The sequence below is a fragment of the Acidovorax sp. 106 genome, assembly GCF_003663825.1.
Lineage (GTDB): Bacteria > Pseudomonadota > Gammaproteobacteria > Burkholderiales > Burkholderiaceae_C > Acidovorax.
On sequence record NZ_RCCC01000001.1, the window covers coordinates 2,517,186 to 2,531,002 of the forward strand.

11 protein-coding genes are annotated in these 13,817 nt (G+C 65.3%); 8 read left to right on the forward strand and 3 right to left on the reverse strand.

Translation table 11 applies throughout. From position 1 onward, the window contains the following. The first annotated feature begins 10 nt into the window (after window positions 1-10). The 8 genes from C8C98_RS11265 (at window position 11) to C8C98_RS11300 (ending at window position 9,646) form a co-directional block, all read left to right on the forward strand. Window positions 11-1,219 carry an acyl-CoA dehydrogenase family protein gene (locus C8C98_RS11265; RefSeq protein WP_121454345.1) on the forward strand — a complete coding sequence of 403 codons (1,209 nt, stop codon included), beginning with the start codon at window positions 11-13 and terminating at the stop codon, window positions 1,217-1,219. A gap of 182 nt (window positions 1,220-1,401) precedes the next feature. Continuing rightward, window positions 1,402-2,538: an acyl-CoA dehydrogenase family protein gene (locus C8C98_RS11270; RefSeq protein WP_121454346.1), complete on the forward strand. Its 1,137-nt coding sequence runs from the start codon at window positions 1,402-1,404 to the stop codon at window positions 2,536-2,538. A gap of 100 nt (window positions 2,539-2,638) precedes the next feature. Further along, window positions 2,639-3,847, forward strand: a complete 1,209-nt coding sequence (locus tag C8C98_RS11275) for a CaiB/BaiF CoA-transferase family protein (RefSeq protein WP_233574674.1) — start codon at window positions 2,639-2,641, stop codon at window positions 3,845-3,847. A gap of 97 nt (window positions 3,848-3,944) precedes the next feature. Beyond that, entirely contained in the window at window positions 3,945-4,694 is a 750-nt protein-coding gene (locus C8C98_RS11280; RefSeq protein WP_121454348.1) for an electron transfer flavoprotein subunit beta/FixA family protein, read from the forward strand. Then, window positions 4,695-5,627 carry an electron transfer flavoprotein subunit alpha/FixB family protein gene (locus C8C98_RS11285; protein ID WP_121454349.1) on the forward strand — a complete coding sequence of 311 codons (933 nt, stop codon included), beginning with the start codon at window positions 4,695-4,697 and terminating at the stop codon, window positions 5,625-5,627. Window positions 5,628-5,737: 110 nt separating this feature from the next. Then, entirely contained in the window at window positions 5,738-6,715 is a 978-nt protein-coding gene (locus tag C8C98_RS11290) for a tripartite tricarboxylate transporter substrate binding protein (RefSeq protein ID WP_121456200.1), read from the forward strand. 127 nt (window positions 6,716-6,842) lie between these two features. Continuing rightward, window positions 6,843-7,832 (forward strand): tripartite tricarboxylate transporter substrate binding protein, encoded by a 990-nt coding sequence (locus C8C98_RS11295; RefSeq protein ID WP_121454350.1) that lies wholly within the window; start codon window positions 6,843-6,845, stop codon window positions 7,830-7,832. Between the two features lie 233 nt (window positions 7,833-8,065). Further along, the gene (locus C8C98_RS11300) at window positions 8,066-9,646 is read left to right on the forward strand and encodes a methyl-accepting chemotaxis protein (RefSeq protein WP_121454351.1); all 1,581 of its coding nucleotides are present in this window, start codon (window positions 8,066-8,068) and stop codon (window positions 9,644-9,646) included. Window positions 9,647-9,675: 29 nt separating this feature from the next. Here the strand turns inward: C8C98_RS11300 and C8C98_RS11305 are convergent, their stop codons facing one another. The 3 genes from C8C98_RS11305 to rtcA all read right to left on the reverse strand — a co-directional run bounded on the left by C8C98_RS11305 (window position 9,676) and on the right by rtcA (window position 13,814). Further along, window positions 9,676-11,394, reverse strand: a complete 1,719-nt coding sequence (locus C8C98_RS11305; RefSeq protein ID WP_121454352.1) for an NAD(P)/FAD-dependent oxidoreductase — start codon at window positions 11,392-11,394, stop codon at window positions 9,676-9,678. Window positions 11,395-11,603: 209 nt separating this feature from the next. Next, window positions 11,604-12,521 (reverse strand): cysteine synthase A, encoded by a 918-nt coding sequence (gene cysK / locus C8C98_RS11310; protein ID WP_121454353.1) that lies wholly within the window; start codon window positions 12,519-12,521, stop codon window positions 11,604-11,606. A 204-nt stretch (window positions 12,522-12,725) separates the two neighbouring features. Next, window positions 12,726-13,814, reverse strand: coding sequence for an RNA 3'-terminal phosphate cyclase (rtcA, locus tag C8C98_RS11315; protein WP_233574520.1), 1,089 nt, complete (start codon window positions 13,812-13,814; stop codon window positions 12,726-12,728). Between the last annotated feature and the right edge of the window lie 3 nt (window positions 13,815-13,817).

Here is a 13,817-nt window from a genome sequence, read left to right on the forward strand (position 1 = left end):
GCGACCCGATATGGAACTGAATTTCACCCCCCAAGAAGAAGCCTTCCGTGCCGAGGTGCAGGCTTTCTTGAAAGCCAAGCTGCCCGAGCGCATCGCCACCAAGGTCAAGGCCGGTCAGCGTCTGACCAGGGCCGACCAGGACGAGTGGCACGCCATCCTCAACGAGCGCGGCTGGCTGGCCAACCACTGGCCCGAGGCCTATGGCGGCCCGGGTTGGGGGGCGGTCGAGAAGTTCATCTTCGACACCGAATGCGCTCTGGCCGGCGGCCCGCGCATCGTGCCGTTTGGCGTGAATATGCTGGGCCCGGTGCTCATCAAGTTTGGCAACGAGGCACAGAAGCAATACTGGTTGCCGCGCATTCTGAGCGGGCAGGACTGGTGGTGCCAGGGCTATTCCGAACCCGGCGCGGGGTCGGACCTGGCCTCGGTCAAGACCACGGCCGTGCGAGTCACTGACGAAACAGGCGACCACTACATCGTCAACGGCCAAAAGACCTGGACCACCCAGGGACAGCACGCCAACATGATCTTCTGCCTGGTGCGCACCGACCGAGAGGCCAAGGCCCAGTCGGGCATCAGCTTCTTGCTGGTGGACATGAACTCGCCCGGCGTGGAGCTGCGCCCCATCCGCACGCTCGATGGCGACAAGGAGGTCAACGAGGTGTTCTTCACCGACGTGAAGGTGCCCGTGGAAAACCTGGTGGGCGAGGAAAACAAGGGCTGGACGTACGCCAAGTACCTGCTGACCTACGAGCGCACCGGCATTGCAGGTGTGGGCTTTTGCATTGCCGCGCTGGCCAAGCTCAAGGTGGTGGCCGCCAAGGTGATGAAGAACGGCCAGCCGCTGGACCAGGACCCTCTGTTTGCCGCCCGCATGGCCCAGGTCGAGATCGACCTGGAGAACATGAAGACCACCAACCTGCGCGTCATTGCCGCCGTGGCCGGTGGCGGCGTGCCCGGGGCCGAAAGCTCCATGCTCAAGATCCGTGGCACCGAGATCCGCCAGGAGATCCTGTCGCTCATCCGCCGCGCCGTGGGCCCGTACGCGCTGCCCTTCATCGAAGAAGCGCAGTACGAGGGCTACGCCGACGAACCCGTGGGGCCGAAGGAGGCCGCCACAGCGGCGGCCAACTACTTCAACTACCGCAAGCTGTCGATCTTTGGCGGCTCCAATGAAATCCAGAAGAACATCATCTCCAAGATGATTCTCGGCCTGTAGCAATGAGCAACCCCCTGAGCCGCTGCGCGTCTTCCCCCTTCTCTCGGCTTCGCCGGGAAGGGGGACACCGCCAGCGCGGCGGGGCGGCCCTTGCGCGGCGGCCGCTGGCCTGGGTGGTGCCAGTCGCGTCCGCCCGGCAACTTGGCGAGCCTGCCAACAACTGATTCCAGAGGAACGTGGAAATGAACTTTGAACATACCGAAGACCGCCGCATGCTGGCGGACACCCTGAACCGCTTCGTGACCGAGCAATACGGCATCGAAACACGCAACCACATTGCCTACGGCGACACCGGCATGGACCCGGCGCTGTGGGCCCGCTTTGCCGAGCTGGGCGCCATTGGCGCGCTGTTCCCCGAGGCCGATGGCGGCTTTGGCGGCGCAGGCTTTGATGTGGCCGTGGTGTTTGAGGCCCTGGGTGCAGGCCTGGTGGTGGAGCCGTTTGTAGGCGCGCTGGTGGTGGGCCGGGCCCTGGGCCTGGCCGGCAGCGCAGCGCAGAAGGAACACATCGCCAGCATCATCGACGGCAGCACGGTGGCCACGCTGGCGCATGAAGAGCCCGGCGCGCACTACGCCTTGAACCGCGTGACCACCCGCGCCGTGCGTGATGGCGACGGCTGGTTGCTGGCGGGCCACAAGGCTGTGGTGCTGCATGGCGATCAAGCCCAGCTGCTGCTGGTCAGCGCCCGTACCTCCAGCGCGGAAGATGACGAAGAGGGCATCTCGCTGTTTTTGGTGTCGGCCGATGCCGCAGGCCTGAAGCGCCGTGGCATGGGCCGCATCGACGGGGGGCGTGTGGCCGAAGTCACGCTGCAGAACGTGCAGGTGGGCGCTGGTGCGCTGCTGGGCACCGAAGGGCAGGGCTTTGCCACGCTGGAGCATGCCGTGGGCTGGGGCATTCTGGCCGTGTGCGCCGAGGCGCTGGGTGCGATGGACGTGGCCAAGAAGCACACACTCGAATACCTGCAAACGCGCAAGCAGTTTGGCGTGCCCATTGGCAGCTTCCAGGCTCTGCAGCACCGCATGGCCGACCTGCTGCTGGAGGTGGAGCAGGCGCGCTCTGCCGTCATCAACGCAGCCGCTGCGATGGACAGCGCCGACCGCACGGAGCGCGAGCGGGCGCTGTCCGCCGCCAAGGTCACGATGGGCCGCATTGGCGTGCTGGTGGCCGAGGAAAGCATCCAGCTGCATGGCGGGATTGGCATGACATGGGAGTTGCCCTTGTCCCACTACGCCAAGCGTCTGGTTCTGGTAGACCATCAGTGGGGTGACGAAGACCACCATCTAGCGCGCTACATCGCCCTGGGCCGCAAGCCCTGAGCGCTGCGCCCCGATGCGCCCGTGCACCGCGTATTCACCGGTGCGGGCGCATCCATCCAAGGAGACAAAGACTGTGAACGAAGAACAAGTATCTGGCGACATGGACCTTCCGCTGGAAGGTGTGCGCGTTCTGGACCTGTCACGCGTGTTTGCCGGGCCGCTGTGTGCCCAGGTGCTGGCCGACTTTGGTGCCGAGGTCATCAAGGTCGAGCACCCTGGCCGAGGCGACGACACCCGCGATTGGGGCATGCGCATTGGCAAGACAGAGACCACCTACTACAACAGCATGAACCGCAACAAGCGGTCTATCACGATCGATCTGCAAACCCCCGAAGGGCTGAAGATCGTTCATGACCTGCTGCCGCAGTTTGACGTGGTGGTGCACAACTTCAAGACCGGCGGCGCCGAGAAGCTGGGCCTGGGCTACGCGCAGCTCAAGGCCATCAAGCCCGACCTGATCTACTGCGCCGTGGCGGGCTACGACAGCAGCGGCCCCGAGGCCAAGCGCCCAGGCTATGACCTGGTCATCCAGGGCGAAGCGGGCTTGATGGCGCTGAACGGCGAGGCCTCGCAGCCACCGCTGAAGTTTGGCGTGGCGGTGGTGGACCTGATGACCGGCATGTACGCGGCGCAAGCGGTGCTGGCGGCACTGTTCCGGCGCGAGCGCACGGGCCAGGGGCGGCTCATCGAGATGGCGCTGTACGACTGCGGCATCATGGTCACTGGCTACTACGGCCTGGACGCCATGCTGCTGGGGCGTGACCCCGAGCGCTATGGCAATGCGCATCCCTCCATCGTGCCCTACGGCATGTACGACGCAGCCGATGGCCCGCTCATCATCGCGGTGGGCAACAACGCGCAGTTCGACAAGTTCTGTAGGCAGGTGCTGCAGCGGCCCGACATTGTGGAAGACCCGCGCTTTGCTACCAACGTCAACCGCACCAAGCATCGCCTGGAGCTGGCTCCGCTGCTCAAGGATTTGATTCGCACCCATCCCCGCGATCTGCTGATCGAGCGCATGCAGGCCGTGGGCATTCCGTGCGGCAGGGTGGCAGGCCTGCACGAGGCGCTGACCAGCGAGCGCACCCAGCGCTCCGGCCTGTTGCGCGACATGCCGCACCCCGTAGCAGGCACCACGGCAGTGTTTGCGCCGCCGTATCGCCTGGATGGGCAGCGCCTGCCGTTGCGCAATGCCCCGCCCACGCTGGGGGAGGGTACGCGCGAAGTGCTGCAGCGGCTGTTGTCCCTGAGCGATGAGCAGCTCCAGCAGTTGCAGCAACAGGGCGTGTTGACCTTGCCTTCTGCCTGATCCCCGTCGTTGGGTGGGGTGGTTGCCAAGCCCGCTCAGATACTGATTTTTCGGCGTGTCATGCGCCTGTGTTTTTCTCTCAAGAAAGTGTGTGGTTATGAAAGTCTTGGTCCCTGTCAAGCGCGTGGTGGACTACAACGTGAAGGTCCGCGTCAAATCGGACAACACGGGTGTGGACATCGCCAACGTGAAGATGAGCATGAACCCCTTTGACGAAATCGCCGTTGAAGAGGCCGTGCGCCTGAAAGAAAAAGGCCTGGTGACCGAAGTCATCGCAGTCTCCTGCGGCGTAGCGCAATGCCAGGAAACCCTGCGCACGGCCATGGCCATTGGTGCCGACCGCGCCATCCTGGTCGAGACCGACGTGGAGCTGCAACCCCTGGCCGTGGCCAAACTGCTCAAGGCCCTGGTGGACAAGGAACAACCCTCGCTCATCATCCTGGGCAAGCAAGCCATTGACGACGATGCCAACCAGACCGGCCAGATGCTGGCGGCCCTGGCCGACCTGCCCCAGGCCACCAACGCCAGCAAGGTCGAATTGGCCGCTGACAAGGTCCATGTGACCCGCGAAATCGACGGCGGCCTCGAGACCCTGGCCTTGAGCCTGCCCGCAGTGATCACCACCGACCTGCGCCTGAACGAGCCTCGCTACGTCACCTTGCCCAACATCATGAAGGCCAAGAAAAAGCAGCTGGACACCGTCAAGCCCGAAGACCTCGGAGTGGACGTGACCCCGCGCCTGAAGACCCTCAAGGTGACCGAACCCGCCAAGCGCGGCGCTGGCGTGAAAGTGGCCGACGTCGCCGCCCTGGTCGAGAAACTCAAGAACGAAGCGAAGGTGATCTAAATGTCGGTACTCGTTATTGCTGAACACGACAACGCGTCCATCAAGGGCGCCACGCTGAACACCGTCACGGCCGCTGTGGCCTGCGGTGGCGATGTGCACGTGCTGGTGGCTGGCCACAACGCTGGCGCCGCTGCACAAGCAGCCGCCCAGATCGCAGGCGTCGCCAAAGTCATCCACGCCGATGCCGCCAGCCTGGCCCACGGCTTGGCCGAAAACGTGGCAGCCCAGGTGCTGGCCATTGCAGGCAACTACAGCCACATCCTCTTTGCAGCCACCGCCAGCGGCAAGAACGTGGCCCCCCGCGTGGCCGCCAAGCTCGACGTCGCCCAGATCAGCGACATCACCAAGGTGGTGAGCCAAGACACCTTCGAGCGCCCCATCTACGCTGGCAACGCCATTGCCACCGTGCAAAGCAGCGACAGCGTGAAGGTCATCACTGTGCGTACCACCGGCTTTGACGCCGCAGCCGCCACGGGTGGCAGCGCCGCCGTTGAAACCGCCGCTGCAGCCGCCGATGCCGGCAAGAGCAGCTACGTGGGCAGCGAAATCGCCAAGAACGACCGCCCTGAACTCACCGCCGCCAAGATCATCGTCTCCGGTGGCCGCGCGCTGGGCAGCGCAGAAAAGTTCAACGAAGTCATCACCCCCTTGGCCGACAAGCTGGGCGCCGCCATTGGTGCCAGCCGAGCAGCGGTGGATGCGGGCTATGCCCCCAACGATTTGCAAGTGGGCCAGACCGGCAAGATCGTGGCGCCGCAGCTGTACATCGCAGCGGGCATCTCGGGCGCGATCCAGCACTTGGCTGGCATGAAGGACTCCAAGGTGATCGTGGCGATCAACAAGGACCCAGAAGCTCCGATCTTCAGCGTGGCCGACTACGGTCTGGAAGCGGACCTGTTCACGGCAGTGCCTGAATTGGTCAAGGCGCTGTAACGCGCCTTTTTGTTTCAAGCCGCCCGGTGGGTGTCAACGCCCTGTGCATGGTTTTCAGGGCCTGTTCGCCGGGCATGCGCTTGCCCCTATTCACAAAAAAAGGAGACAACATGTTCCATTTCGCGCGTCGCCGCAACCTGCTCTCGCTCGGCCTTGCTGCGTTGGCCGGTGCTTGCCTGGGGCCAGCCCAGGCGCAGGACTTTCCTACCAAGCCGATCACTTTGATCGTGCCTTTCCCGGCCGGTGGCCCCACCGACCGCCACATGCGTACCCTGGCAGATCTCGCTGGCAAGCAGCTGGGGCAGTCCATCATCGTAGAGAACAAGCCGGGCGCTGGCGGCACCCTGGGCCCCGGTGTCATGGCCCGCACGGCCAAGCCGGACGGCTACACCATCACGCAGTTCCCCATGTCCATGCTGCGCATGGCGCACATGCAAAAGACGGCCTGGAACCCCCTCACCGATTTCAGCTACATCATCGGTCTGTCGGGCTACACCTTTGGCTTTACGGTGCGCTCGGACTCGCCACACAAGACGTTCCACGAGTACATCGCTGCGGCCCGCAAGACTCCAGGCAAGGTCGAGTACGGCTCGACAGGCATCGGATCGTCCCCCCACTTGTTGATGGAAGAGCTGGCCACCAACGCCAAGGTGACGCTCAACCATGTCCCGTTCAAGGGCAACGCCGACTTGCAGCAGGCCCTGCTGGGCGGGCATGTGACGGCATCCAGCGATGCATCGGGCTGGGACACCTATGTGGAGGCGGGCCAGATGCGGCTGCTGCTCACCTTTGGCGAAAAGCGCTCGGCCCGCTGGCCTGATGTGCCCACGGCCAAGGAGCTGGGCTACGGGGTGGTGTCCACCTCGCCTTACGGCCTGGTGGGCCCCAAGGGCATGGACCCTGCCATCGTGGCCAAGCTGCACAACGCCTTCAAGAAGGCCATGGACGACCCTCGCCATGCAGAGGTGCTCAAGCAGCTCAATCAGGAGTCTTGGTACCGATCGGGAGCGGACTACGCCCAGTGGGCCAAAGACACCTTTGCCAAGGACAAGGTGTTGATTGATCGCCTCGGACTGGCGGCGCAGTAAAAGGGTTGATGCCCCGACGGTCGCACGTTGTGTGACAGCCTCGGGGTATTGGCAGATCGGATCGCACCAGCCTGTAGCCGGACATCGGCAAGGCTGTTCCTCCACGTACCTACCCCAGGAGACTTTCATGCCATTGACCACCCGACGTGCTTTCATCCGCAGCGGCACAGGCCTTGCCGCTGGCGCTGTGCTGTCCACTCCGTCTTGGGCGCAAGGCGCCTGGCCCAGCAGACCCATTCGCATCGTCGTGCCCTACACGGCCGGTGGCTTTACCGACCAGATGGCGCGCCTGTTGCAAGTGGGTCTGCAGCAGCGCCTGGGGCAGCCCGTGGTGGTGGACAACAAGCCCGGCGCCAATAGCATCATCGGGGTGGACGCCGTGGCCAAGTCAGCGCCGGACGGCCATACCTTTGCGGTGGTCATCGCCGCCTACGCGGCCAACACCACGCTGTACCCCAAGTTGCCTTACGACCCCCGCAAAGACTTGGTGGGGGTGTCGCTCATGGGCGTGTCTCCCCTGGTCGCCGCAGTGGCCGCCAATGCACCTTTCAAAACCACGGCCGAGCTCGTGGCCTATGCCCGTGCCAACCCCGGCAAGTTGAGCTTTGCCTCTTCGGGCAGTGGCTCCGCCGCGCACCTGACGTCCGAGCTGATGCGCCTGGTCACCAAGACCGATATGGTGCATGTGCCATACAAAGGCGCGGCACCCGCGCTGACCGATCTGCTCGGCGGGCAGATACCCTTGTTTCTGGACCCTCCGCCCAACCTGATCCAGCCGGCCAAAGCGGGCAAGATCCGACGCATTGGTGTGGCCAGCGACAAGCGCTTGCCTGCTTTGCCCGATGTGCCCACCTTTGCAGAGCAGGGCTACCCCGATCTGGTGGGCAGCACCTGGGCCGCCATGCTCGCTCCTGCCGGGGTTCCGCGTGAGATTGTTCAGCGCATGTCTGAAGAAGTGGCTCGCATCATTCGCAGCCCCGCCATTACCCAGCGCATGGAGTCCGACATGGGCACCTTTGCCGAGGGTTCCAGCCCACAAGAATGCGATGCATTCATACAGGCTGAAACCGCTAAATGGGCGCGCGTGATTCAGGCGGCCGGGGTCAAGCTCGACTGAGCGCAGGGGGTTGTGCTGTGCGGGTAAGGTGAAAAGATCGAACCGGGCTCAGTGTCTCGGCCCGATGGCTGTGGTGAGATTCTTACGCTGGCATGTGCAGCGTGAAATCCCTCTTACAAATTGACAAGCTGTGTCGATACACTGCTTGAATTCCAGCCCCGCCCAGCCCAGCGCTGGGTTGACCCAGGTTCGTTTCAGAGCGTTTTCCACACCTTTCGATTGAGGGACTTTCCATGTCCATTTCCCATCTGCGCGTCGCCGCCCGCCTGGCCTTGGCCTTTGGTGTGGTTTGTCTGGTCATGTCGCTGTCTGCGGCGGTGGGTATCTGGCGGCTGTCAGGGCTGCAGCACATTGCAGACGAGCTGGGCGGACCGGCATCCGAGCGGGCCGTGCTGGCCCGCGAGTTGCACTCGATCGTGGTACTGAGCTCGGCCCGGGCCGAGACCTTGCTGGAGATCGACAACCCCGCCTATGCTGCGCGCATTGATGCCGACCGCAAAGCCACTTCAGCCCGCTCGGCCGAAGTGCGCAAGCGCCTGGATGTGTTGGCAGACGACCCCGCATCCCAGGCCCTGTTTGATGCCATCGACAAGGCGGGCAACGGCTTTCGCACGGTGCGCGATGACTTGGTCAAACGCCGCAAGGCTGGGGAGACCTTGCCAGAGAATGCCATTGCAGGCCAGCTGCGCCCCGCTGCAGAGGCGTACGCCACGGCGGTGGACAAGCTTGCGGGGCTGCAGCAACAGCGGGTGGCCGACGACCGGCAGGCCGCAGACCGCAGTGCCCGCCAGGGTATCTTTTTGTTGGCCGCTGGCTCGGCGGTAGGGCTCGCGCTCAGCCTGTTGTGTGCCTGGCTGCTGTCGAGATCCATCCTGCGCCCCTTGGCCCATGCGGCCGAGGTCACAGACCGCATTGCCGAAGGCGACCTCACTTCTGCCGTACCCGCGTCAGCCGCTGGCAGCCGTGATGAACTGCAAGCCCTGTTGTTGCGCCTGGGAGGCATGCAATCGCGCCTGGGCGAGCTGGTGGTGGGGATGCGCCAGGCCAGCACCTCGGTGGCAGGGGCCAGCAGCGAAATTGCTGCGGGCAACAGCGACCTGTCTGCCCGCACCGAGCAGACGGCGTCGAACCTTGAAGAAATTGCCGCCAGCATGGAAGAGCTGCTGGCCACCGTGCGCCACAGTGCCGACGCAGCCGCGCAGGCCAGCCAATTGGCCGGCGGCGCCAGCGACGTAGCACGCCGTGGGCGCGAGGCGGTGGACCGTGTGGTGGGCACCATGGACGGCATCTCGCAGTCCTCGCGCCGCATTGCCGACATCACCAGCGTGATCGATGGCATCGCCTTCCAGACCAACATCTTGGCGCTGAATGCCGCCGTCGAAGCCGCCCGTGCGGGCGAGCAGGGCCGGGGCTTTGCCGTGGTGGCCAGTGAAGTGCGCAGTCTGGCCCAGCGCTCGGCCACGGCGGCCAAGGAGATTGGTGGCTTGATCAGCGAGAGCGTGCGCCAGGTGGACGAGGGCACGCAGCTGGTGCATGCCGCAGGCGGCACCATGGGCGAGATCGTGAACTCGGTGCAGCAAGTCGCCACCATCATTGGCGAGATCAGCACCGCTACGCGCGAGCAGACCACGGGCCTGAGCCAGGTGGGCGAGGCCGTGTCGCAGCTCGATCAGATGACGCAGCAGAACGCGGCGCTGGTCGAAGAGTCCTCCGCCGCCGCGCACGGCCTGCGGGTGCAGGCCCAGCAATTGGCCGAGTTGGTGGAGGCCTTCCGCCTGCCCGCGGCGCAAGGCCAATACAAGGCGCTGCGCTGAGACGTTTGGATGTGGGCCTGGGGGGGCGCTCAGCCCTGCACGCCCAGCAGGCTGCGCGCCACAGCCTCACCCACCTTGATGCCATCTACCCCGGCCGACAAAATGCCGCCCGCGTAGCTGGCACCTTCACCCGCAGGGTACAGGCCGGGCGTGTTCAGGCTTTGCAGGTTGTCGCCGCGCCCGATCTTCAAGGGCGATGAGGTGCGCGTCTCCACGCCCGTCAGCACCGCATCGTGCATGTCAAAGCCTTTGATCTTGCGACCAAACGCAGGCAGCGCCTCGCGCAGCGCCTCGATGGCGTAGCCGGGCAGGGCGGCGTGCAGGTCGCCCAGGGCCACACCGGGCTTGTATGACGGATCCACGCTGCCCAGCTGCGTGGAGGGTTTGCCCGCAATGAACTCGCCCACCAACTGGCCTGGCGCGCTGTAGTCGCGGCCGCCCAGCACAAAGGCGTTCGATTCCAGCTGGCGCTGCAGCACGCTGCCCGACAGGGGGTGGAACTGCCCCGCGGGCAGGCTCTCTGCGCCATAGGTCTGTCCTAGGTGGGCTTCAAACGCGGCGGGGTCGGTGGGGTAGTCGCGCGGGTCGATCCCCACCACCATGCCCGCGTTGGCATTGCGCTCGTTGCGTGAGTACTGGCTCATGCCGTTGGTCACCACGCGGTTCGGCTCGCTGGTGGCGGCCACCACGGTGCCGCCGGGGCACATGCAAAAGCTGTACACCGCGCGCCCGTTAGCAGCGTGGTGCACCAGCTTGTAGTCGGCCGCGCCCAGCAGCGGGTGGCCCGCGTGGCGGCCCCAGCGGGCGCGGTCGATCACGCCCTGCGGGTGCTCGATGCGAAAGCCGATGGAAAACGGCTTCGCCTCCATGGCCACGCCGCGCTGGTACAGCATGGCGAAGGTGTCGCGCGAGCTGTGGCCCAGCGCCATCACCACATGGTCAGCGCGCAGCTCGGTGGTCTCGCCGGTGGCCTGGTTCAGCACCTTGAGGCCGCGCAGGTGGCGGCTGTCACCCGTGCCTTCCACGATCACGTCTGTCACGCGCTGCTCAAAGCGGATCTCGCCGCCCAGCGCAATGATTTGCTCGCGCAGGTTCTCCACCACCTTCACCAGCTTGAAGGTGCCGATGTGCGGGTGGGCCACATACAAAATTTCTTCGGGCGCACCGGCTTTGACGAACTCGTTCATCACCTTGCGGCCCAGGTGGCGCGGGTCTTTGATCTGGCTGTAGAGCTTGCCGTCGCTGAAGGTGCCTGCGCCGCCCTCGCCAAACTGCACGTTGCTCTCGGCATGCAGCTCGCGCTTGCGCCACAGGCCCCAGGTGTCTTTGGTGCGCTCACGCACGGTCTTGCCGCGCTCCAGCACGATGGGCTTGAAGCCCATCTGCGCCAACACCAGCGCTGCAAAAATGCCGCAGGGCCCAAAGCCCACCACCACAGGGCGCAGCGGCAGATCGGCGGGCGCCTGGCCCACGGGGTGCCAGGCCATGTCGGGCGTGGGCTGGATGTGCGGGTTGGCGGCAAACTGGGCCAGCAGCGCGGCCTCGCGTTCGGGCTGGGCCAGCGTCACGTCCACGATGTAGACCGCCAGCAGATCGACCTTGCGCGCGTCAAAGCTGCGCTTGAAAACGTGCAGGTGGGCGATGTCGGCATCGGCGATGCCAAGGAGCTTGGTGACGGCGGCGCGCAGCGGCGCATCGGGGGCTTCGGCCACGGTGAAGGGCAGCCGGATTTCGGAGATTCTGATCATGGTCTTGCGGGCCCGTGTCGATCGGGCGGCTTGCAAAGTCGTGGGGCCGTGATTTTACGGGCGCTCGCCACGCAAGGCCTGCCCAGCAAAAAGGCCCGCCATGTGGCGGGCCCGGTGGCAGCACGGTATTTTCCGTTTTTGCTATCTATTTTGTAGCTTCTTGCGCTTGTTGATTAAGCGCTAGAGGCCATTTAGGCTTGTACTTTGCCTCAGGCAGGCAAGAAGCCTTCCACCGACAGATAGCGCTCGCCCGTGTCGTAGTTGAAGCCCAGCACCTTGGCGCCTGCGGGCAAATCGGGCAGTTTTTGCGCAATGGCGGCCAGCGTGGCACCCGACGAAATGCCCACCAGCAGGCCCTCTTCGCGTGCGGCGCGGCGGGCGTATTCACGGGCCGGCTCGGCATCGACCTGGATCACGCCGTCGAGCACGCTGGTGTCCAGGTTCTTGGGGATGAAGCCCGCGCCGATGCCCTGGATGGGGTGGGGCGAGGGCGCTCCGCCCGAGATGACGGGCGAGGCCGAAGGCTCGACCGCAAACACCTTGAGCTGCGGAAACTTGGCTTTGAGCACACGGGCCGTGCCCGTGAGGTGCCCGCCCGTGCCCACGCCGGTGATGATGGCGTCCAGCCCCTCGGGAAAGTCCGCCAGGATTTCCTGCGCCGTGGTGCGCACGTGAATGTCAATGTTGGCGGGATTTTCGAACTGCTGCGGCACCCATGCGCCGGGTGTCTGCGCCAGCAGCTCCTGGGCACGGGCAATCGCGCCCTTCATGCCTTTTTCGCGCGGGGTCAGGTCAAACTGCGCGCCATAGGCCAGCATCAGGCGGCGGCGCTCAATGCTCATGCTGTCGGGCATCACCAAAATCAGGCGGTAGCCCTTGACGGCCGCCACCAGCGCCAGGCCAATGCCGGTGTTGCCGCTGGTGGGCTCGATGATGGTGCCGCCGGGCTGCAGCGCGCCCGACTTCTCAGCGTCTTCCACCATGGCCAGCGCAATGCGGTCTTTGATGGAACCACCGGGGTTGCTGCGCTCAGACTTCACCCACACGTTGGCGCCCGGGCCAAACAGGCGGTTGATGCGCACGTGCGGCGTGTTGCCGATGGTCTGCAGAATGTTGTCAACTTTCATGGCGTCTCCTGTGAGGTGCAAAGAGGGGATGGATGCCATGCCCGCCACCCAGCTACCCAGGCTCTATCCGTTCGGGCTGAGCCTGTCGAAGCCAGGGCGCTATGGCGGGCATGGTGATACCCGCGCATTCTGAACCACTTGTTGTGCAGCCCTGGTGATATAGATATGCCAAGCCGCTGTGCCGCACCGTGGCACGGCACTCAGTTACACCGGCGCAATCTCGATGTGCATGGCCCGCTCCACCGGCGTGATCTGCACGCGCACGGGCAACCCCAGCGCAATCGTCTGCGCGTTGGTCGCCGTGTGCGGTGTCACTTCGGTGCAGGTGTAGCGGGCCGCCTGGCCGCTGCGCCACACTGCCAGGGCCAGCGGCAGCATCCACTGGTCGGCCAGATGCGGGCCTAAAGCGCCCGCGCTGCGCTTGTAGGCGCGCACCTCGTCCACCAGCCGCTTGGCCACTTGCTCGGCCGACAGGCTGCGCTCGCCCAGCTGGCAGAACACCTCGGTGATGTGCGCATGCTCCAGCGTGGCGATCAGCGCGTTGCCCGGGCCCTCGTTCTGGCGCGTGGGTGGGTGGCGCAATTGGCCAGCCTCCTCCGTCCAGCCCATGCGCTGGCCCAGGGTCTGCAGCTCACGCACTGCCACGCCGCGCGAGATGCCGGGGGCCAGTGCATCGGCCCAGGCGTTTTGCAGCGGGCCGCGCTCCATCACATCCACGGGCACCAGCGGCTGTGCGGCAGGGGTGATGTGCGCCACCAGCTCACCCCCACCGGCCGGGAAGAAACCGCGGCGTTTGAGCTCCAGCTCCAGCCCCACACCCAGCCGCCGCACCAGCGGCGCAAAGGCGCGCTCCAAAAAGTCAAACGGCGGTGCCATCGGGTTGTGCGTGCCGCCCAGCAGCTCCACCCGGCTCGGGCCATCGGCCAGCATCAGCGCGGGCAGCACCGTCTGCAGCACCAGCAGGCAACTGCCTGCGGTGGCAATCTGAAAGCGGTAGTCGCCCGCACGCACTGCACCGGGTGTGAACATCAGCGTTTGCGAGTTCAGCTCAGCCCCCTCGGCCTGCCCGCCGCACACGGCCACCGCCGCTTGCACGCAAGCCAGGTGCTGGCGCATCAGCCCCGGCTTGGGCCGCCCGGCGCGGATGCGCGTAATGTGTAGCGGGCGGCCCGTGACCATGGACAGCCCCAAGCCCGTGCGCAGGATTTGCCCGCCGCCTTCGCCGGTGGAGCCGTCGAGGGTGAGGGGTGCCTGCACGGGGTGCGACGATTGATGAATGTAGTTCTCGCTCAAAAC

Excerpts from the sequence above, each read along its gene's own strand:
- C8C98_RS11265 (WP_121454345.1), top strand. The coding sequence starts at position 11 with ATGGAACTGAATTTCACCCCCCAAGAAGAAGCCTTCCGTGCCGAGGTG.
- C8C98_RS11270 (WP_121454346.1), top strand. The coding sequence starts at position 1,402 with ATGAACTTTGAACATACCGAAGACCGCCGCATGCTGGCGGACACCCTG.
- C8C98_RS11275 (WP_233574674.1), top strand. The coding sequence starts at position 2,639 with ATGGACCTTCCGCTGGAAGGTGTGCGCGTTCTGGACCTGTCACGCGTG.
- C8C98_RS11280 (WP_121454348.1), top strand. The coding sequence starts at position 3,945 with ATGAAAGTCTTGGTCCCTGTCAAGCGCGTGGTGGACTACAACGTGAAG.
- C8C98_RS11285 (WP_121454349.1), top strand. The coding sequence starts at position 4,695 with ATGTCGGTACTCGTTATTGCTGAACACGACAACGCGTCCATCAAGGGC.
- C8C98_RS11290 (WP_121456200.1), top strand. The coding sequence starts at position 5,738 with ATGTTCCATTTCGCGCGTCGCCGCAACCTGCTCTCGCTCGGCCTTGCT.
- C8C98_RS11295 (WP_121454350.1), top strand. The coding sequence starts at position 6,843 with ATGCCATTGACCACCCGACGTGCTTTCATCCGCAGCGGCACAGGCCTT.
- C8C98_RS11300 (WP_121454351.1), top strand. The coding sequence starts at position 8,066 with ATGTCCATTTCCCATCTGCGCGTCGCCGCCCGCCTGGCCTTGGCCTTT.
- C8C98_RS11305 (WP_121454352.1), bottom strand. The coding sequence starts at position 11,394 with ATGATCAGAATCTCCGAAATCCGGCTGCCCTTCACCGTGGCCGAAGCC.
- cysK (WP_121454353.1), bottom strand. The coding sequence starts at position 12,521 with ATGAAAGTTGACAACATTCTGCAGACCATCGGCAACACGCCGCACGTG.